Source organism: Paractinoplanes globisporus DSM 43857 (genome assembly GCF_000379645.1).
In the GTDB taxonomy this organism is placed as follows: domain Bacteria; phylum Actinomycetota; class Actinomycetes; order Mycobacteriales; family Micromonosporaceae; genus Actinoplanes; species Actinoplanes globisporus.
Map to the genome: position 1 here is coordinate 62,126 of NZ_KB903301.1, position 18,109 is coordinate 80,234.

16 protein-coding genes are annotated in these 18,109 nt (G+C 70.4%); 7 read left to right on the forward strand and 9 right to left on the reverse strand.

All coding sequences use genetic code 11. The annotated features are described in order from the left end of the window. Positions 1-85: 85 nt before the first annotated feature. The gene (locus tag A3CQ_RS0115620; protein WP_020511877.1) at positions 86-985 is read left to right on the forward strand and encodes a LysR family transcriptional regulator; all 900 of its coding nucleotides are present in this window, start codon (positions 86-88) and stop codon (positions 983-985) included. Between the two features lie 93 nt (positions 986-1,078). Beyond that, positions 1,079-1,843: a hypothetical protein gene (locus A3CQ_RS57435; RefSeq protein WP_051115258.1), complete on the forward strand. Its 765-nt coding sequence runs from the start codon at positions 1,079-1,081 to the stop codon at positions 1,841-1,843. A 51-nt stretch (positions 1,844-1,894) separates the two neighbouring features. On the opposite strand, the gene A3CQ_RS0115630 is transcribed toward A3CQ_RS57435, so the two are convergent. The 7 genes from A3CQ_RS0115630 to A3CQ_RS53035 form a co-directional block, all read right to left on the reverse strand. After that, positions 1,895-2,275 (reverse strand): helix-turn-helix domain-containing protein, encoded by a 381-nt coding sequence (locus A3CQ_RS0115630; protein ID WP_020511878.1) that lies wholly within the window; start codon positions 2,273-2,275, stop codon positions 1,895-1,897. 83 nt (positions 2,276-2,358) lie between these two features. Next, on the reverse strand, positions 2,359-3,231 hold the full coding sequence (locus A3CQ_RS57440; protein ID WP_020511879.1) for a hypothetical protein: 873 nt from the start codon (positions 3,229-3,231) through the stop codon (positions 2,359-2,361). Between the two features lie 94 nt (positions 3,232-3,325). Beyond that, positions 3,326-3,817: a beta-class carbonic anhydrase gene (locus tag A3CQ_RS0115645; protein WP_020511880.1), complete on the reverse strand. Its 492-nt coding sequence runs from the start codon at positions 3,815-3,817 to the stop codon at positions 3,326-3,328. A gap of 53 nt (positions 3,818-3,870) precedes the next feature. After that, the gene (gene pqqB, locus A3CQ_RS0115650) at positions 3,871-4,737 is read right to left on the reverse strand and encodes a pyrroloquinoline quinone biosynthesis protein PqqB (RefSeq protein ID WP_026205737.1); all 867 of its coding nucleotides are present in this window, start codon (positions 4,735-4,737) and stop codon (positions 3,871-3,873) included. Next, positions 4,734-6,077, reverse strand: coding sequence for a pyrroloquinoline quinone biosynthesis protein PqqE (pqqE, locus tag A3CQ_RS0115655; RefSeq protein WP_020511882.1), 1,344 nt, complete (start codon positions 6,075-6,077; stop codon positions 4,734-4,736). Before pqqE ends, pqqB begins: the two co-directional genes overlap by 4 nt. Then, positions 6,074-6,763 carry a pyrroloquinoline-quinone synthase PqqC gene (gene pqqC / locus A3CQ_RS0115660; protein ID WP_020511883.1) on the reverse strand — a complete coding sequence of 230 codons (690 nt, stop codon included), beginning with the start codon at positions 6,761-6,763 and terminating at the stop codon, positions 6,074-6,076. The genes pqqE and pqqC overlap by 4 nt, the downstream gene beginning before the upstream one ends. Positions 6,764-6,866: 103 nt before the next feature. Then, positions 6,867-9,008, reverse strand: coding sequence for an outer membrane protein assembly factor BamB family protein (locus A3CQ_RS53035; RefSeq protein ID WP_020511885.1), 2,142 nt, complete (start codon positions 9,006-9,008; stop codon positions 6,867-6,869). Positions 9,009-9,207: 199 nt separating this feature from the next. On the opposite strand from A3CQ_RS53035, the gene A3CQ_RS0115675 reads away from it, so the two are divergent. The 4 genes from A3CQ_RS0115675 (at position 9,208) to A3CQ_RS0115690 (ending at position 14,332) form a co-directional block, all read left to right on the forward strand. Next, the gene (locus A3CQ_RS0115675; protein WP_020511886.1) at positions 9,208-10,191 is read left to right on the forward strand and encodes a ThuA domain-containing protein; all 984 of its coding nucleotides are present in this window, start codon (positions 9,208-9,210) and stop codon (positions 10,189-10,191) included. 95 nt (positions 10,192-10,286) lie between these two features. Then, a complete protein-coding gene (locus A3CQ_RS0115680; protein WP_051115259.1) occupies positions 10,287-11,078 on the forward strand; it encodes an IclR family transcriptional regulator in 792 nt (263 codons plus the stop codon). A 34-nt stretch (positions 11,079-11,112) separates the two neighbouring features. Then, entirely contained in the window at positions 11,113-11,763 is a 651-nt protein-coding gene (locus A3CQ_RS0115685; protein WP_020511888.1) for a TetR/AcrR family transcriptional regulator, read from the forward strand. Between the two features lie 139 nt (positions 11,764-11,902). Then, complete coding sequence (locus tag A3CQ_RS0115690) at positions 11,903-14,332, forward strand: glycogen/starch/alpha-glucan phosphorylase (protein ID WP_020511889.1); 2,430 nt, start codon at positions 11,903-11,905, stop codon at positions 14,330-14,332. Positions 14,333-14,491: 159 nt separating this feature from the next. Here the strand turns inward: A3CQ_RS0115690 and A3CQ_RS0115695 are convergent, their stop codons facing one another. Then, complete coding sequence (locus A3CQ_RS0115695) at positions 14,492-15,802, reverse strand: cellulose binding domain-containing protein (protein WP_020511890.1); 1,311 nt, start codon at positions 15,800-15,802, stop codon at positions 14,492-14,494. 112 nt (positions 15,803-15,914) lie between these two features. Beyond that, the gene (locus A3CQ_RS60155) at positions 15,915-16,910 is read right to left on the reverse strand and encodes a TetR family transcriptional regulator (RefSeq protein ID WP_020511891.1); all 996 of its coding nucleotides are present in this window, start codon (positions 16,908-16,910) and stop codon (positions 15,915-15,917) included. Positions 16,911-16,984: 74 nt separating this feature from the next. On the opposite strand from A3CQ_RS60155, the gene A3CQ_RS0115705 reads away from it, so the two are divergent. Then, entirely contained in the window at positions 16,985-18,109 is a 1,125-nt protein-coding gene (locus A3CQ_RS0115705) for an FAD-dependent monooxygenase (RefSeq protein ID WP_026205738.1), read from the forward strand.

The window sequence follows — 18,109 nt, forward strand, 5'->3', positions numbered from 1 at the left end:
CGTCCGTGTCCGGTTAAGGAAAAGCGATGGTTTTTGACGAGTACTCTTCAGACCTTCTTACTGTTTGCCCAGGGAGTGGGAAATCATGCTGGAGATCCGGCGTCTGGTGCTGCTGCGGGAGTTGGCGATCAGGGGGACGCTCGCGGCCGTCGCCGAGGCGCTCAACTTCTCCCCGTCCGCCGTGTCGCAGCAGCTCAGCCTCCTGGAGAAGGAGACCGGCATGACGCTGCTGCGCAAGGCCGGGCGGCGCGTCCAGCTCACCCCGCAGGCCGAGGTGCTCGTCGAGTCGGCGGCCGAGGTGCTCGACACGCTCGAACGGGCCGAAGCCGCGCTGCAGGCCTCGCTGACCCGGGTGAGCGGCCGGGTGCGGGTCGCCGTCTTCCAATCGGCGGCGTTGGCCCTGATGCCGGCAACCTTGCGGGACATGGCGACGCGCTATCCGGACGTACGCGTGGAAATGGTGCAAAGAGAGCCGGAGGAAGCGCTCCGCGAGACCTGGGCCCGTGACTTCGACATGGTCATCGCCGAGCAGTACCCGGCACACGCCGCGCCACACCACCCCGGCCTCGACCGGCGGCCGCTGACCACCGACGCGATCCGCCTGGCCCTGCCCGCCGTGGAGGTCGCGCTGCACCCGGTCGAGTCGCTCCCCGACGCCCGGGTCATGCCGTGGGTGATGGAACCGCGCGGCGCGGCGTCCCGGCATTTCGCCGAGCAGATGTGCCGCACCGCCGGGTTCGAGCCGGACGTCCGCTACGAGACCGCCGACCTGCAGGCGCACATCCGGCTGGTCGAGTCGGGCAACGCGGTCGCGCTCATCCCCGATCTGGTGTGGGCCGGGCGGGAGACCTCGTGCCGTCTGCTCGACCCGCCCGGCGCTCCTCGTCGTACCATCTTCACCGCGCAGCGACTCGCCGGCGCCGCCTCGCCGGCCGCCCGGGCATTCCGGGACACATTGGAGGCCGCGGCCGCGGCCCGCCCATAAATCCCTCCTCGATCGACGGATCTTCGCTTGCTCATCCGGTGGGTGTGTGGTGACCGTAGGGAAGGGCCCTTTTCCGAAGGGAAGGCAAACCGCATGGCTGACTGGGTGCTCATACCCTGTCTGAAGGCGCTCTTCGCCGATTTCGACCGGATCGCACCGTCTCGCGACCACGCCTCGGACGGATCGATCGGCGACGCCGCGCACCAGCACGAGGTCTCGGACCACAATCCGGACGAGACCGGCTCGGTGCCGATCCACGACGCCGATCACATCAACGAGGTGCACGCGATCGACGTGGACGACGACCTGCGCGAGAGCGACCTGACCATGGAGAAGTGCGTGCAGTTCCTGCTGGCGCGGTGCCGCTCGGGCGCCGAGAAGCGGCTGCGCTACATCATCTACAACCGGCGCATCTGGTCGGCGTCGTCGGGCTGGGTGCAGAAGACGTACACGGGGTCGTCTCCACACACCGAGCACGCGCACTTCTCCGCCTCGTACGCAACGAATCTCGAAGCCTCGACCGCTTCCTGGCACCTGGAGGACATCCCCGTGGCACTGACCGCAGCGGACAAAACCTGGATCACCAACACGATCGCGGCCCAGACGAAGGCGGCCATCGACTCACGGCTGGGCGAGATCGCGAAGGAGGTGCTGGTCGACTACCGGATCGCGGGGACGACGACGCCCGGGAGCACCTACCAGCGGAACCTCTCCGAGCTCACCGGCGACGTGTGGTCGGCGGCGATGCGCGGCACCACCAAGGGTGGAGACCCGCTGCCGCCGGAGGGGGTGTACGCGCAGATCCTCGAGGACCTGGCCATCCTGACCGCCAAGGTCGACGCGCTCAACAAGCAGTAGCGAAGACACGGGACGGGGCGCCTCGCGGCGCCCCGTCCCGTTGTCGGGCGGTCAGGCGGTCAGGCGCCCTTCCGGCGCGCGCAGGCCGGTCAGTCGCGGTTCCGGCACCTTTCGCGGCGCGATGCCGCGACGGGCGTCGGGGTAAACCTCGTCCAGCTTGGTCAGCCATCGGATCTGCTCCCGCGGCGGCACGCCGCAACCGCGCAGGAAACCCAGCACGGTGTCACGGCGCGGCACACTCCCGCCGGTGATCAGGTTGTGGACGGTGGCGCGGGAGATGGGGGTCCCCGCGTCCTTGCTGCGCCGTGCCACACTGTCCAGGGAGCGGCGGCGAGCCACCATCAGCGCCCGCAGCCGCCGGGCGAACTCACCCGGCGTGGCGGCACCGGCCGGGTCGGCCGGAACAGTCGGCTGCGTCGTTGCTATGCTCATCGATCTCACCCTCGTCAGCGATCAACTGGGCTCGATCTTTCTGCCGGTCCCGGCACCGAACAAGTACGCAGGTGCGTAGAAGTTCACCCCAGGCTGACCGTCAAACCCGACATTCCGGCGTCCGCCACCAGGTCAACGCCGCTCCCGCCCGGGGTCCATCCCGCGGTCGTGAACTCCTTGCCGGGCGCGATACCGGTGTGGGTGTCACCCGCAAGAGTGATGCGGCCGGCGCCGTCGCGCACCTGCACGCGTACGGGGGTTCCGCCGGCCAGCCGCACCTCGAACTGATCGACGCCGCCACTCATCCGTACGGCCGTCATGCTCTTGGTCGCCGGCAGCGCCAGATCGATCCGGTTGGCCCCGCCCTCGAGGTCGACCCCGGCGACCCGGCCCGCGCTCAGGTCCAGTCGCGCCTGGTCCGCGCCGCCCTTCAGGCGCACCGTCCACAGGATGTTCTTGTTGAGGACGACCTCGACGGCCCTGGCTCCGGCCTTCAGGTGAAGGCGCAGGGTCCCGCCGCCGTCCTCCACCCGGGAGGTCGCCCCGGGCGTCGACACGCGATAAAGCTGGCTGCCCAGGTCACCCGCCGTCACCTGTACGCGCCCGGCACCGTCCACGATCTCGAAGACCGCCTCGGTGCGCCCGCCGGCGCCTCCTTTCGCGGACACCAGCAGGATCGCGCCCACCATCGCCGCCAGCGCCCAGAACACGCCGGCGACGACCAGCAGGCGGCGCCGGCCGACGGTCGCGTGCCGGTCCCGGGCGGGCTGTCCCCAGCCCGGGAGGGTCGGCTCGTCCAGGTCGTCCGTCTCCTCCACGAACGGGTCGCGGGGCGGGCCGTAGACGGGCGCGAACCCGAAGGGATCGGTGTCTTCTTCCGTCCTGTCCGGCGCCGGCCATTCCGCCGTGGGTTCGTCCAGCTCTGCCGCTGTGCCGTCGGCCTTGTCCCCAGCCATCGCATCCTCCCACCGTCATTCGTTCACTACGGATGGGACGAGCGCCCGGATGGGCTCGCTGTCGCCGAAGTGGCGCGGCCTGCCGGTGGCGGGGTCAGCGCACCTCGCGCAGCTTGCCGGTCTCGACCTCGTAGACGAAGCCGCGGACCGAGTCCTTCACCGGGATGAACGGGTCGGCCTGGATGCGCCGGACGGACTGCCGCACGTCCGCGTCGAGGTCGGTGAACGCCTCGGCGGCCCACGGCGGGCGGATGCCGACCTCGCGCTCGATGCCCGACCGGAAGTCGTCGTCGGTGAAGGTGAGCATGCCGCAGTCGGTGTGGTGGATCAGGATGATCTCGGTGGTGCCCAGGAGCCGCTGGCTGATCGCCAGGCTACGCAGTTCGTCGGCGGTGACGACCCCGCCGGCATTGCGGATCACATGCGCGTCGCCCTCGCTCAGACCCAGGATTCCGTACGGGTTGAGGCGGGCGTCCATGCAGGCCACGACCGCCACGTGCTTGGCGGGCGGAAGCGGCAGGGCGCCCTTGTCGAAAGTCGCGGCGTAGCGCTCGGCGTTGGCCAGCAGCTCATCGGTGACGGACATGGGAGGTCCTCCGATCAGGGATTCCGGTGTCACGATCACCATAGCCAGATCTCCTATAGATCAGCTAGGTCTCGGCCCTCGGGGGCGACTGCGGCGCCGTGACGGTGCAGCAGCGCGCGTTCGGGCGAATCGGGCCGGGCGACCGGGTTCGTGTTGTTCAGGTGGGTGTAGAGGTAGCGCGGCCCCGGCGCGAGCAGCGGCAGGGACTCCTCGATCGGCAGGTGGCCCATCTGGCGGGCGGTGCGATCGACGCCGGTGTGCCGTCGTAACTCGTCGTCGCTGAAGAAGGTGCCGTCGAGAATGACCACGTCGGCCCGGGTGAGCTCGTCCGACCATTCCGCCAGGCAGGGTGCGTAGATCACGGTGGTCCGGCCGTTGGTCAGCCGCAGCCCGACCACCCACTCGCCGGCGGGCGCCCCGGACGGCGCCGCGATGCCGGCCGCGGATTCGCCGGCGTATCGGGGACGCTTGTCGCCGAGCGGGAACGCGGTGACGGTGAGGCCGCCGTCGAGCACGGCCGGGACACCACCGATCAGGGGCGACTCGTTCACGGTGGTGTATCGGCGGAGCAGAGAGAGCGCCGGGGTGGCCGCAAGGACGGTGCTCGAGGCGTACACGGAAATGGCGGAAGTCTCGCGGAGGGTGAGCAGACCGGTGGTGTGGTCGAGCTCGGCGCTGGTCAGGATGACGCCGCGCAGGGGTGTCTCGCGCAGTCCCGGGCCGGGATGGAGCTCGGGTGCGTCGAGGCGGAGGTCGGGTGCGGCGTTGAGGAGGTACCAGACGCGGCCGTCGCCGCTGATCGCCACGGTGTCCTGGCGGCGCGACCAACCGCCCTCGCGAGCGGCGCGGCAACCGGCGCACGCGCAGTTCCACTGTGGAAGCCCGCCGCCGGCCGCGGTGCCGAGAAAGCGCACCCTCATGGGAACCGGCGCGAGACGGGGAGGGGGCGGGGTGGGGCCGGGGTGGTGAGGGACGTGACCAGGGCGTGGGACGGGGACAGGTGGCAGGCGGGATCGGTGGCGGAGGCATCGCCGGTCAGCTGGAAGGCCTGGCAGCGGCAGCCGCCGAAGTCGAGCTCGCGGAGGGCGCAGTCGCGGCAGGGTGACGGGAGCCAGGCGGTGCCGCGGTAGCGGTTGAACAGTTCCGAGTCGTACCAGATGTCGTGCAGGGACGAGGTGCGGACGCTGGGTGGCGGGCCGCCGGGAAGCTGGGCGGCGGCCAGGCAGGGCAGGACGTCGCCGGCGGGGGTGATGACCAGCTGGCGGGTGGCCCAACCTTGCATGCACGGCTTAGGTATGCCGGTCAGATAGTCGGGCCGGACGTACGTCGTCGGGAGGAGCCGAGCGGCCTCGGCGGCAGCGCGATCGGCCGCGGCCACCTGGTCGGGAGTGGGCATGAGCGCCGCGCGATTGCGCAGGGCCCAGCCGTAGAACTGCGTGTGGGCCAGTTCCAGGCGGCTCGCGCCCAGCGCCACGGCCAGGGCGGCCAGCTCGGCGACCCGATCCGCGTTGCCGGCGTGGAGAACGACGTTGACGGTCAAGGGCAGACCGGAGGCGACGATGGCGGCCGCCGCCGAGCGTTTGCGATCGGTCACGGCCAGGCCGGCGATGCGGCGGGCCGAGGCGGGATCGCTGTCCTGCACGGAGAGTTGCACATGGCGGAGGCCGGCGTCGACCAGGGCCGACAGGCGGGCCGGGGACAGGCCGAGGCCGCTGGTGATGAGGTTGGTGTACAGGCCGCGGTCGCCGGCGCGGGCGACCAGCGCCGGCAGGTCGCGGCGGAGCAGGGGCTCGCCGCCGGTCAGGTGCAGCTGGCGGATGCCGAGCTCGCCGGCCTGGTCGATGACGCCGAGCCAGCCCTCGGTGTCCATCTCGTCGGGGGACAGATCGATCGGATTCGAGCAGTAGAAGCACTGCAGCGGGCACCGGTGAGTCAGTTCGGCCACCAGCCCGATCGGTGCGCCCGCCGGGAGCGCCGACGGGCCGCCGACCGAGCGGGGCTCGACCGGCACGCCGCCGTCGGCCACGATCCGCTGGGCGATCAGATCGTCGAGGAGCCGCGCCACCGAGTCCGGCGTGACCCCGTCGTACTCGGCCGACAACGACTCGACGAGATCGGTCAGGGTCCGCCCGTCGCAGCGGGTCAGCACCGCCGCGGCGGGCTCGTCGAGCGCGAGCACGCCCTCCGGGTAAAACACGAAGTACCCGGCCCGGCCCACGTCGTAGACCAGCGAGCAGCCGACGGCCAGCCCGGGCCTCACGACGGCAGCCCGCCGGAGTAGTCGACGGCGTCGAGGATCGCGTTCAGCACGTCGCACTTGTACGCCAGTGCCGCCACCGAGGCCTCCTGCTCCTCCCGCGTACGTGCATAGGTCAGAACAATGTCGAGCGTGAATGAACTGTCCGATCGCACGACCGGGATCCGGTTGTCGAAGTAGGCCATCCCGTCCGGCTTGATCCAGTCGTAGTGCGCGCGCCAGGCCTGCACGCGATCGGCCATGTGCCGGGGCGAGAAGAGCTCGGTGAGCGCGGCCGCGGCGCCCTCCAGCCAGGGCCGGGTCCGGCAGAAGGCCACGTACGCGTCGACCGCGAACCGGGTGCCGCGCAGCACGTGCCGCTCGTCGAGGATCTCCTCCTCGCTGAGCCCGACCGCGTCCCCCAGGGCCAGCCAGTCGGCCAGGCCGCCGTCGTCCTGGAAGGCGATCCGGTCGAGCCACCGCAGCCGGATCTCCGGGTGTGGACAGGCGGCGATGATCGCGGCGTTCTTCTGCGAGAGGTGCCGCTGGTAGTACCAGCGGTTCGCGACCCAGGACCGGATCTCGCCGGGCCCGCACCCGCCGGCGTGCAGCCGGACGTGGAACGGGTGCTTGTCCCAGTACCGTGCGGCCTGCGCGTGCAGGGCGCCGGCGAGTTCCGAGCGGGTCAGCGCTGGTCGCGGCGCGGCCACGGGCCGCCGGTTCCCGCGTAGGCCGAGATCTCGGCGGCCGTCTCGATCCGGGTCGTACGCGGTTCGGTCCATTTCTTCTTCATGGCGACTCCTCAGTCGTTCCTCAGTAGACGACGATCTTGCCGGTGTTCTGCGGGTAGATGGCGTCGTTGTAGAAGTAGGTGCCCGGCGTATCGAAGACGTGGGTGGCGGACTGGCCGGGCATCAGCACGCCGGTGTCGAACTCGTTGTCGAAGAACGCCACCGCCGCATGCGCGCTCGCATTGCTGGCCGGGTTGACGAAGGTGACCGTTGTGCCGGCTGGAATCCGCAGGTGCTGCGGCGCCATCGCGTTCTGCGCCACCAGGTTCTCGGTCGTTCCCGGCGCGCCGGTCGACGTGCTCCAGATCCGCCCGAGCGTCACGGTGGTGACTCCGGTGACCGCCGCCGTGCGGATGTCGTTGCGCTTGGAGGGCGGCGTGGGGGTCGGCGCCGGCGCGACGGTCCCACCCAGCTTGAAGGCCCACAGATGGTCACCGCGCGGGATGTCGGGATACGGCAGGCCGTTGCCGCCGGCCAGCACCGCGAGGTACTGAACCCCGTCGATCTCGTACGCGATCGGGCTGGTGTGTACCCCGGCCCCGCACTGGAACGACCAGACCACGTCCCCGGTCTCGTCGTTCATGGCGTGCAGCAGGCCGTCCGGGCCGCCCTGGAACATGACCCGCCCGGCCGTGGTGAGAATGCCGTTGCCGTGCGCGAGCGACCATTCCCCGTCGCGCCGCCACACGGGGGTGTTGGTGCGCGGATCGACCGCCGCGATGCCGCCCGCGAAGTACTCGCCGAGCGGCCGGGAGGTGTTGACCCGGCCGTCCCGGGCATTCGAATAGCCCGAATTGATCAGTCCATAACCCACATAGACCCATCCGGTGTACGGATTGAAGGACAGTTGCATCCAATCGCCGCCGCCCCCGGCGCCGGGGAAGATAATGGTCGCCCGGTCCCAGTGCGGCGTGTACAGGCCGCCCCATTCGTAGAACGGCACCGGCCGGGTCGCGTTGTCGAATCGGGGCTCCTGCGGGCAGAACGGCTCGCCGCCCGGGAACGGCTGAGTGGGCGCCGTCTTCTGCCGCTCGTCCTGCGGAACGGGCCGTTCCTCCATGCCGTGAACGGCCTCGCCGGTGCGCCGGTCGAGGATGTAGTACATGCCGACCTTGCTGCCGTAGACGACGACCTTGCGCAGCCGGCCGTCGATCCGCAGGTCGATCAGGACCGGGGCCATGACGTTGTCCATGTCCCAGATGTCGTGGTGCACCGACTGGAAGTGCCAGCGCCGCTCCCCCGTCTTCGCGTCGAGCGCCACGATGCAGTTCGCGAAGAGGTTGTCCCCGGCCCGCGACGAGCCATCGGTCCGCGGGTAAGGCCCGCTGAAGGTCCAATAGACCAACCCCAGCGACGGGTCGATGGCCGGATGGATCCACGGAACGGCGCCGCCGGTCTTCCACGAGTCGCCGGCCCACGTGTCGTTCCCGAACTGGCCCGGGCCCGGGGCCGACCAGAAGATCCAGACGATCTCGCCGGTGGCGGCCTTCAGCGCGTACGCCCGCCCGCGCGCCCCGCCGGTACTGCCCTGCATGCCGACGTAGATGAGGCCGTCGTGGTAGACGACCGCGCCGGCCAGCGTCCCGGTGAGGCCGCCGCACTGGCCGTTCTGCGGGTCGCAGCCGCTGTCCGCGCCGCCCTCGTCCGCCGTGATCAGCTGCTTCTGCCAGATCACTGCTCCGGTGCGCTGATCCAGGGCGTACACAATGTTGGCTCCTGAGGTGGAGAAGACCTTGCCTTCGCCGAGCGCGACTCCCCGCATATTGGTGCCGCGCGTGCCGACATTGGTCTTCCACTTGACGGCGCCGGTGCGGCCGTCGACCGCGAAGACGTTCTGCTGGCTGGTCTGGACATAGAGAACGCCGTCCTGCACGACGCAGGTGCTCTGCTGGCCCTGCTCGGTGCTGCCGCCCTCGAGGTTCACGTGCCAGGCGCCGCCGAGATGTCCGACCGTACGACGGTTGATCTGTTTGAGCGGTGAGTGGTTCTGGTTGCCGAGGTCGCCGCAGACCTTGGGGAAATCGCGGCCGGGCGGGCGGAAGTCGGTGGGCTGCGGCGGTGCGGGCGTGGTCTTCGCGGGCTCGCCGGCCAGGGCCGGAGCCTGGGCGGCCACCGCGGTCGCCGCGCCGGCACCGGCCGCGGCGAGGAACTTTCGTCTGTCCATGCTCACTCTCCTGGTCCGCTACGTGGACCGTTGGTTCCGCTGGATGGTCAGACGATAAGCCTGTTCATCCATTCGCAACAAGAGCCGGATGCAAATCCATGGTTGCCTGCCGCGCGGGCCCGGGCCTACGGTGAGCGAGCCCAAAATGGATCAGTCGGTCCATCTAGCGGACCTCCTCGGCCTGATTAGGAGCCCGTCCATGATCGAATCCGTTCGCCGCCGCTTCGTCCCGCTCGCGGCGGCGCTCGCCGTCCTGCTCTCGCTCACCGCCGTCCTGATCGCCCGCGGCCACGCGGCGGCCGGTCATCCCGGCGCCGACCACGGCGCCCAGCAGCTGGGCGACCCCGACTACGGCGTCTGCCGGGGCACCGACCCGCGCTGCTACCACGACTGGGGCAATTTCGACCCCGCGACCAACGGCTACAAGGTGCTGCTCTTCACGCGTACGGCCGGACCACGGCACGCCAATCTCGGCCCGGCGCTGGCGTCCGGGCTCAACCCACCGCTCACCGCCGCGAACGTGGTGCAGAACGGCATCATCGCCATGGGCAAGGCGAACGGCTTCGCCGTCGACTGGACCGAGGACCTGGCCCAGGTCGCCTCGCCCAACCAGCTGTTCCGCTACAACGCGGTGATCTTCTTCAGCACCTCGCGCGACACCCTCGACGACGCGGCGCAGACCGCGCTGCGGCAGTACATCCGCGGTGGCGGCGGCTTCGTCGGCGCGCACAACGCCTTCGGCACCGAGTACAACTGGCCGTGGTACGAGGGGCTGCTCGGCGGCGCCAACTACTACGACCACGGGCCCGAGCAGACCGGCACGGTGCGGATCACCGACCGGCGCGACGTCTCGACGCAGTCGCTGCCGTCGCGGTGGGGCTTCGAGGACGAGTGGTACAACTTGGTGCCGTTCCCGTCGCAGGTGCGCATCCTGGCCACGGTCGACGAGTCGACGCTGACCCGCGGCGTCAAGGGCAGCATGGGCCACCCGGGGCACGGCGACCTTCACCCGGTGGCGTGGTGCCAGTACTACGACGGCGGCCGGGCGTGGCTGACCACGCTGGGCCACGACGCCGCATTGTTCGACCTGAGCAACACCACCTTCCCGGGCGCGGCCGAGTACCGGTCGCTGCTGCTCGGGGGCATCGAGTCCGCCATGGGCATGAAGCCCTTCTGCCGCTGACCCGACATGGGGCCCGCCGCTCGGCGGGCCCCACCTATCGGACTTTCCACCAGGAATTGGACCGCTCTACGGTTTGGGGTAACCTGCGGACGACCGTGGAGAGGAAGTGGACCGTGCAGGCTCAGGACGAGGGCTCGGCAGGCGGGGTTCGCAGCGTACAGCGGGCGCTGGACATCCTGTCGCTGCTCACCGAGGAGCGGCCGTCGATCACCGTACGCGAGGTGGTCGCCGCCACCGGTCTCGCCAAGACCACGGTGATCCGGCTGATCCAGACGCTCGAGCAGATGGGCCTGTTGTGGGCGACCAGCAACGGCTACATGGCCGGCCCCGGGCTGTGGCGCTGGGCGCATCTGGCCCGCAGCAGCTGGGAGCTGCCGCCCGAGACCAAGCGCATGATGCGCGACCTGGCCGCCAAGGACCGCGAGACGGTGAACGTCTACGTCGCCCGCGACATCGTCCGCGTCTGCATCGCCCAGCAGGAGAGCCCGCAGCCGCTGCGGCACGTCGTGCACGTCGGCGACGAGTTGCCCATGTGGGCCGGGGCGTCGGCCAAGGTGCTGCTGCGCCACGCGTCGCCCGCGCTGCTCGCCCGGATCGCGCGCTCCTCGCCGTACGGTGAGCAACATGTGCGCCGCATGCAGGAGTGGATCGACGAGGCCGCCCACCAGGGTTTCGCGGTCAGCCACGGCGAGCGCGAGGAGGGGCTGACCGCGGTCGCCGTCCCCGTGCTCGGCCGCTCCGGGGCCGTGGTCGCCGCGCTCACGCTCAGCGGGCCGACCATGCGCTTCACCGAGGAGCGGATCGACACCTTCGTCAAGGACCTGACCGAGGTGGCGAACCGGATGGCCGAGCGCGGTTTCGACCACCCTCTCGGCGCGTCGTTCTAGCCATCCCCTTTCTGCGATCCCGGACAGGAGCCCGATGACTGCCAGCCCCGCGCGGCCCACCGCGGAACGCCGCCGCGACGCCGAGCGCACCCGTGCCGAGATCCTCACCGTGGCGACCGCCGAGTTCGCCGACCGCGGCTACGACGGCGCCCGCGTCGACGAGATCGCCGCCCGCACCAGCACCACCAAGCGCATGATCTATTACTACTTCGGCGGGAAGCAGCAGCTGTTCATCGCGGCGCTCGAGGCGGCGTACGCCCGCATCCGCGAGGCCGAGCAGCAGGTCAACGTCGACCACCTGGAGCCGGCCGACGCGATCCGCCGGATCGCCGAGGTGACCTTCGACCACCACGAGGCCAACCCCGACTTCATCCGCCTGGTCAGCATCGAGAACATCCACCGCGCCGAGCACATCGCCCGCCTCCCCGAGATGGTCAACATCAACACCCCGGCCGTCCTCCTGCTCGACCGCATCCTCGAGCGCGGCCGCGCCACCGGCGAGTTCCGCACCGACGTCGACGCCATCGACGTACACCTGCTGATCAGCTCCTTCTGCTTCTTCCGCGTCGCCAACCAGCACACCTTCGGCGCCATCTTCAACCGGGACCTGCTCGACCCGGCCCGCCGCGACCACTACCGGGGCATGCTCAGCGACATGGTGGTCGCATACCTGACGACCACGTGAGCCTCGACCTCAACCTCACCTCCAGCCTTAACCCTCAACCTCAACTGGAGGGTTAGGCGCCTCCGATTTGGCGCAGGAGTCTCGGTAAGTGGCATATAGCTGACAACTTCCGGCAACCTGTTTGCGGGAGGGTGCGTCCATGGACCTTCGGAACGGGATCGGGCTCCGGCCGCTGGGAAACACGCCGGCCGAGTTCGAGCAGGACCTGCTGAGCAACCTCTACTACCGGCGCGGCACCACCGTGGAGTCGGCGAGTGCGCAGGACGCCTACGAGACCCTGGCCTTGACCGTGCGTGACCGGCTCGCCGCGCGACGGGCGCGGACCTCGGCCGCCCAGTACGCGGCGAATCCCCGCTGGGTCTACTACCTCTCGGCCGAGTTCCTGTTCGGCCGGCAGCTGTCGCAGAACCTCCTCTACTCGAACACGGGTGAGGTCGCGGCGGCCGCGCTCAAGGCGTTCGGGCTCGCGCCCGGCGAGGTGGAGGAGCTGGACGTCGAGCCCGGCCTGGGCAACGGCGGCCTCGGGCGCCTCGCGGCCTGCCTGCTCGACGCCATGGCCACGCTGGACATCCCGGCGGTCGGCTACGGCATCCGCTACGACTTCGGCATCTTCAAGCAGGCCTTCGCCGACGGCGCCCAGGTGGAGAAGCCCGACGCCTGGGCGTTCCAGGGGAACCCGTGGGAGTTCCCGGCGCCGGACGATCGGCAGACGGTCTTCTTCTACGGCCACACGACGCGCGACTCCGACGGCAACACCACCTGGATCCCCGGCGAGATCGTCCTCGGCGAGCCCAGCCACATGCTGGTGCCCGGTTACGGCACCGACACCGTGAACATCGTGCGGTTGTGGAGCGCCCGGGGCAGCGAGTCGTCGTTCGACCTCTCCCGCTTCTCGGCCGGCCAGTACGCCGAGGCCGTGCAGGAGGCGGTGCGCGCCGAGAACATCAGCAAGGTGCTGTACCCCGACGACAGCACCGAGCTGGGCCGCGAGTTGCGCCTCAAGCAGCAGTACTTCCTGGTGTCGTGCTCGCTGCGGGACATCATCCGCCGGTTCCGGCTGCGCAACGCCGCCTGGTCCGAGTTCGCCGGCAAGACCGCCATCCAGCTGAACGACACCCACCCCACGCTGGCGATCCCCGAGCTGATGCGGCTGCTGGTCGACGAGGAGGGCCTGTCCTGGGACGAGGCCTGGGAGATCACCCAGCGCACCTTCGCCTACACCTGCCACACGCTCCTGCCGGAGGCGCTGGAGACGTGGCCGGTGGCGCTGTTCGAGCGCCTTCTCCCCCGCCACCTCGAGATCATTTACGCGATCAACGAGGGGCTTCTCGGCGAGGTCCGGTCGCGCTTCCCCGACGACCTCGATCGCGTACGCCGGATGTCGCTGATCCAGGAGGAGCCGGAGCGCCGCGTCCGCATGGCCAACCTGGCCGTGACCGGGACCACCGCGGTCAACGGCGTCGCCGAGCTGCACTCGAAGCTGCTGGCCGAGACGACGCTCCGTGATTTCGCCGAGCTGTGGCCCGCGAAGTTCCGCAACGTCACCAACGGCGTCTCCCCGCGCCGCTTCGTGCGGCTCGCGAACCCGTCCCTCGCCGACCTGATCACCTCGTCGCTCGGCGACGGCGGCTGGATCAACGACCTCGACCGTCTCGAGGACCTCGCGCCGCTGGCCGACGACCCCGCGTTCCTCTCCCGCTGGCGCGAGATCAAGCGGGCGAACAAGGTCCGTCTCGGTCTCGGCGACCCGGACTCGCTGACGGACGTGATGGTCAAGCGCTTCCACGAGTACAAGCGGCAGCAGCTCAAGCTCCTGCACGTGATCACCCAGTACCACCGGATCAAGAACAACCCCGGCGGCTCGTACGTCCCGCGCACCGTCCTGTTCGCCGGCAAGGCCGCCCCCGCCTACCACGCGGCCAAGTCGATAATCCGGCTGATCAACGCGGTCGCCAGGGTCGTCGACGAGGACGCGGCCGTCGCCCCGTACCTCAAGATCGTCTTCCCGCCGAACTACAACGTCACCCTCGGCGAGCTGATCATCCCGGCTGCCGACCTGAGCGAGCAGATCTCCCTGGCCGGCAAGGAGGCCTCCGGCACCGGCAACATGAAGCTGGCGCTCAACGGCGCCATCACGATCGGCACCCTCGACGGCGCCAACATCGAGATCCGCGACCGCGTCGGCGCCGACAACTTCTTCCTGTTCGGCCTGGACACCCCCGGCGCCACCGCGCTGAGGGCCGCGGGCTACAACCCGCGCGCGTACTACGAGCGGGACGACGAGCTCCGCGCGGCCCTCGACGCGATCGCCTCGGGCGCCTTCGGCGGAGTCGGCCAGGAGGTGGCGGACTCCCTCCTGAACCGCGACGAGTACCTGACCCTGGCCGACTACCGCGCCTACGTCGACTGCCAGTCCGAGGTCGACGAGGCGTGGCAAGACCAGGACCGCTGGACCAGGGCCTCCATCCTGAACACCGCCCGAACCGGCTTCTTCTCCGCCGACCGCACGGTCCGCGACTACATCTCCACCATCTGGCACGTGGACCCCGTCCACGTCCCGCACCCCTGACCACCCCGGCATGCGAGGCGGCGCCCGCACCCCAGCAACGGGCGGACGGGCGCCGCGGTCGACGGCCCGCCACGACCCGGTGAGGGTGGCCCGGCCCGGCGGCGGGTGGGCGCGGCCGGGCCGGGTGGCCGGTTGGGCGGGAGTGCGGGTCAGGCGGGGTCAGGCGGGGGTGCAGGTCATGGCGACGGCGGCGGGTGTGCCGGAGCCGGTGAAGCCGAACGTCGTGGAGGCGTTCGCGGCCAGGGAGCCGTTCCAGCTGACGTTGCGGGCGGTGACCGTGGAGCCGCTGGTGGTGTAGGAGGCGCTCCACAGCTGGGTGATCTGCTCGCCGTTGGTGAAGGTCCAGCGGGCGGTCCAGGCGGAGATGGGGGTGCTGCCGGCCTTCACGGTCACGTTGCTCTGGAAGCCGCCCGACCAGGAGCTGACCACCGTGGACGACGCGGTGCACGAACCCGCCGGAGCCGACGTGGGCGGGGTCGTCGGCGGAGTGGTGGGCGGGGTCGTGGGCGGTGTCGTCGGAGTTGTGGTGGGCGGGGTCGTCGGCGACGTGGTGCCGCCGCCGCTGGTCGTGTAGGTCGTTGCCGTGTACGCCTGGGAGCACTGGGAACCGCAGGCGGACGGGAGGGAGAAGCTGTACACCCGGCCGTTGTTGATCAGTGCGCCGTTGACGTCGCGTACGCGGATCTGGAAATTGGTCGTTCCTGAGGTGAGGCCGGCGATGATGTAGGACTGGCCCATGTCGCTGTTCATCGTGGCCGTCTGCCAGGCGCCGGCCGAGTAGTACTCGACGCCGTGGATGCCGTTGGCCAGATGGGAGACGGCGATCGCGGGCCAGTAGGCTTGGGCGCCCTGCAGGAAGCCGATCTTGATGTCGCCGGAGTAGTTCGGGGCGGGCACGTACTGCCAGCTGATATGACGGTTGTTCCAATGGTTCGGGTACATGTCGCCGACCGCCGTGCCGTTCAGCGCGAAGCGGTTCAGCGAGTCCTTCGCCAGGTCCAGGTGGTACGGGTCGTCGCGGCACCAGCCGTTGGAGTCACCGCAGCTGTCGGCGACGGTCATCGTCAGGGTGGCGCCGTTGTACTTGTCGGCCGTCCAGGCGCCGTTGCGGCAGAACGCCTGGTTCTGGGCGCCGTCGTTCACGCCGGTGCAGTAGTCGCCGATCGACACCTGGACGAACCGTCCGCAGTTCAGACCGTTGTTCCATTGGCCGACCTTCGACGCGTCGGTCACCGGCCGCGGGTAGAAGTTGTAGTCCCCGGGCGTGTTGTAGACGTTCAGCGCGACGAAGTCCTGGGTGTCCAGCTGGGCCTGCGGCAGACCACATCCGCCGTACGGCGAGCCGAGCGCATCGAAGTACGTGGCGTTGCCGGTCACCGGGTCGGCACTCGCCGGCAGCTGGATGCCCAGCAGCAGAAGCCCGGCGGCGGCCGCGACCAGCACCGCGAGCAGGGTACGAAGACGGGTCATGGCGCGGTTCTCCTTCGGACTGCCGCGAAAGAGCGATGGGAGCGCTCCCAAAGGCTGATGCGCCAGATCATAGACCCGCCTCGATGCCACGGTAAAGACGGGACCGGCGGCGTCAGACCGACGGCTCCCAGGGCCCCGATGCCGGGCGAGCCTCGCCATCCGCCTCTTCCGGCCACGGCGGCATCGTCACCGCGACCACCTCGAGACCCACCGCACCGGCCCGGAACTGGAACGCCGTCCCCACCGGAATCGTGAGACAAACCCCCGGCCGAAGCGCGACGATCCCGGCGGGCGAGGAGGACGAGGAACGCCACATCTCCCCCTCCCCCGCCACGACGTACCAGATCTCGTGAACCGTGGCATGCACAACCGCCCGAGAGACCTCCCCGGCCCCCAAGCTGAAATGCGCGAAACTCCCCGCCCCGCGCACCGCCGCCAGCGGCCGCACCACCGATCCGTCCGGCGCCGTCACCACCATCGCGTCCGACAGCGACGACGTGGCGAACGGCTGAGGCCGAGACCACGGCCGCAAGGCGAGCGACGTAGCCCGCCGAACCGCCGAGCGCACCGCCGACGGCGACGGCACCCCCGAGGGATCGTCGAACAAAACCACCAAGGCCGTCGACACCGCCCCGATCAGCGCGCCCGCCAGCGCCGCCCCCGACACCTCGTCGAGCTCGTCCGGATAGGCAGCGGCCAGGTGCCGCCCGATCTCCCGCTGCGCGTCGAGCTGGATCTGCAGCCCCCGCCCGAGCACCGTCGGCACCTCGCGCATCAGCTTGATCCGTAGCGCCGCCATCGGCCCGGTCAGGTCGTCATCCGTCGCCGCCGCCTCGGCCAGCGCCCGCACCAGCACCTCGGCCGGCCCCTCGTCCGGCCGCCGCGAGGCGATGGCGTCGACGGTGGCGCGCACGCGGGCGTCGCTCGAAGGGAACAGCAGCTCCTCTTTGCTGGCGAAGTAGCTGAAGAACGTCCGAGTCCCGATCTCCGCCGCCGCCGCGATGTCGGCCACGGTCGTCTTCTCGTACCCGTTCCGCTCGAAAAGGTCGACGGCCGCCGACACGAGGGCCTCCCGGGTCCGGGCCCTCTTCCGCTCACGCAAGGTCACCCGGTCACCTTACGGCATCGAACGCCAATCTGCACTCGTTGCAGTTTTGCACTCGATGCGGTTATCGTGAGGACATGCGAACCGTACTGATCTCAGGAGCCGGCGTGGCCGGTCCGACTCTGGCCTACTGGCTGACCCGTGCCGGGTTCCAGCCCACCGTCGTCGAGCGCGCGCAGGGCCAGCGCTCGAGCGGCAACCCGGTCGACGTGCGCGGCCCCGCCCTCCCCGTCGCCGAGGAGATGGGCATCGTGCCCCGCCTGCGCGAGGCGGCCACCACGGTCACCGCGATGCGCCTGATCGACTCGCGCGGCCGTCGCGGGCGCCGCATCCCGATGCCCGCGAGCCGCAGCGCGGCCGGCACCGAGGAGATCGAGGTTCCGCGGGCCGATCTCGCTTCCATCGTGTACGGGGCGGCACGCGACCACGCGGAGTTCGTCTTCGACGACACGATCACCGAGCTCGCGCCCGACCCGGACGGCGTCGACGTCACCTTCGAGCGGTCCGCGCCGCGCCGCTTCGACCTGGTCGTCGGCGCCGACGGCCTGCACTCGACCGTGCGCCGGCTGGCGTTCGGCCCCGAGGAGCGGTTCGTCCGCCACCTCGGCGTCTACGTGGGCACGCTGCCGCTGGGCGAGCCGGTCGACCACCCCGACGAGGCGCTCATGTACAACACCCCCGGCCGGCTGCTCTCGGTGCACCCGTCCCGCGACCACGCCCTGCTGGCGTTCATCTTCCGCGGGCGGGCCATCCCCGGCTTCGACCATCGCGACACCGCGCTGCATCGCCGGGTGCTGCTCGAGGCGTACGGGAAAGACACCGCCTGGCGCGTGCCCGAGTTCCTGGATCGGGTCCGCGAGGCCGATGACCTGTATTTCGACAGCGTCAGCAAGGTCGTGCTGCCGAGCTGGTCGAGCGGCCGCATCACGCTGCTGGGCGACGCGGCCGCCTCGATCTCACTGTTCGGCGACGGGTCGAGCATGGCGATGGCCGGCGCCCGCACCCTGGCCGGCGCTCTGCGCGACGGCGACCCGGCGACCGCCCTCCAGCGGTACGAGGCCGAGCACCGCCGCCGCACCGACGCGAAGGGCCGGGCCGCCCGCTTCGCCGCCGCTCTGGTCGTGCCCAGCACCCGGCCGGGCATCGCCCTCCGCAACACGGTCGCCCGCCTCGCCTACCGCGGCCAGAAGGCCGCGGCCTGA

What these genes read in the sequence shown, in the direction of transcription:
- A3CQ_RS0115620 (WP_020511877.1), top strand. Translation starts at nt 86, where the DNA reads ATGCTGGAGATCCGGCGTCTGGTGCTGCTGCGGGAGTTGGCGATCAGG.
- A3CQ_RS57435 (WP_051115258.1), top strand. Translation starts at nt 1,079, where the DNA reads ATGGCTGACTGGGTGCTCATACCCTGTCTGAAGGCGCTCTTCGCCGAT.
- A3CQ_RS0115630 (WP_020511878.1), bottom strand. Translation starts at nt 2,275, where the DNA reads ATGAGCATAGCAACGACGCAGCCGACTGTTCCGGCCGACCCGGCCGGT.
- A3CQ_RS57440 (WP_020511879.1), bottom strand. Translation starts at nt 3,231, where the DNA reads ATGGCTGGGGACAAGGCCGACGGCACAGCGGCAGAGCTGGACGAACCC.
- A3CQ_RS0115645 (WP_020511880.1), bottom strand. Translation starts at nt 3,817, where the DNA reads ATGTCCGTCACCGATGAGCTGCTGGCCAACGCCGAGCGCTACGCCGCG.
- pqqB (WP_026205737.1), bottom strand. Translation starts at nt 4,737, where the DNA reads ATGAGGGTGCGCTTTCTCGGCACCGCGGCCGGCGGCGGGCTTCCACAG.
- A3CQ_RS53035 (WP_020511885.1), bottom strand. Translation starts at nt 9,008, where the DNA reads ATGGACAGACGAAAGTTCCTCGCCGCGGCCGGTGCCGGCGCGGCGACC.
- A3CQ_RS0115675 (WP_020511886.1), top strand. Translation starts at nt 9,208, where the DNA reads ATGATCGAATCCGTTCGCCGCCGCTTCGTCCCGCTCGCGGCGGCGCTC.
- A3CQ_RS0115685 (WP_020511888.1), top strand. Translation starts at nt 11,113, where the DNA reads ATGACTGCCAGCCCCGCGCGGCCCACCGCGGAACGCCGCCGCGACGCC.
- A3CQ_RS0115690 (WP_020511889.1), top strand. Translation starts at nt 11,903, where the DNA reads ATGGACCTTCGGAACGGGATCGGGCTCCGGCCGCTGGGAAACACGCCG.
- A3CQ_RS0115695 (WP_020511890.1), bottom strand. Translation starts at nt 15,802, where the DNA reads ATGACCCGTCTTCGTACCCTGCTCGCGGTGCTGGTCGCGGCCGCCGCC.
- A3CQ_RS0115705 (WP_026205738.1), top strand. Translation starts at nt 16,985, where the DNA reads ATGCGAACCGTACTGATCTCAGGAGCCGGCGTGGCCGGTCCGACTCTG.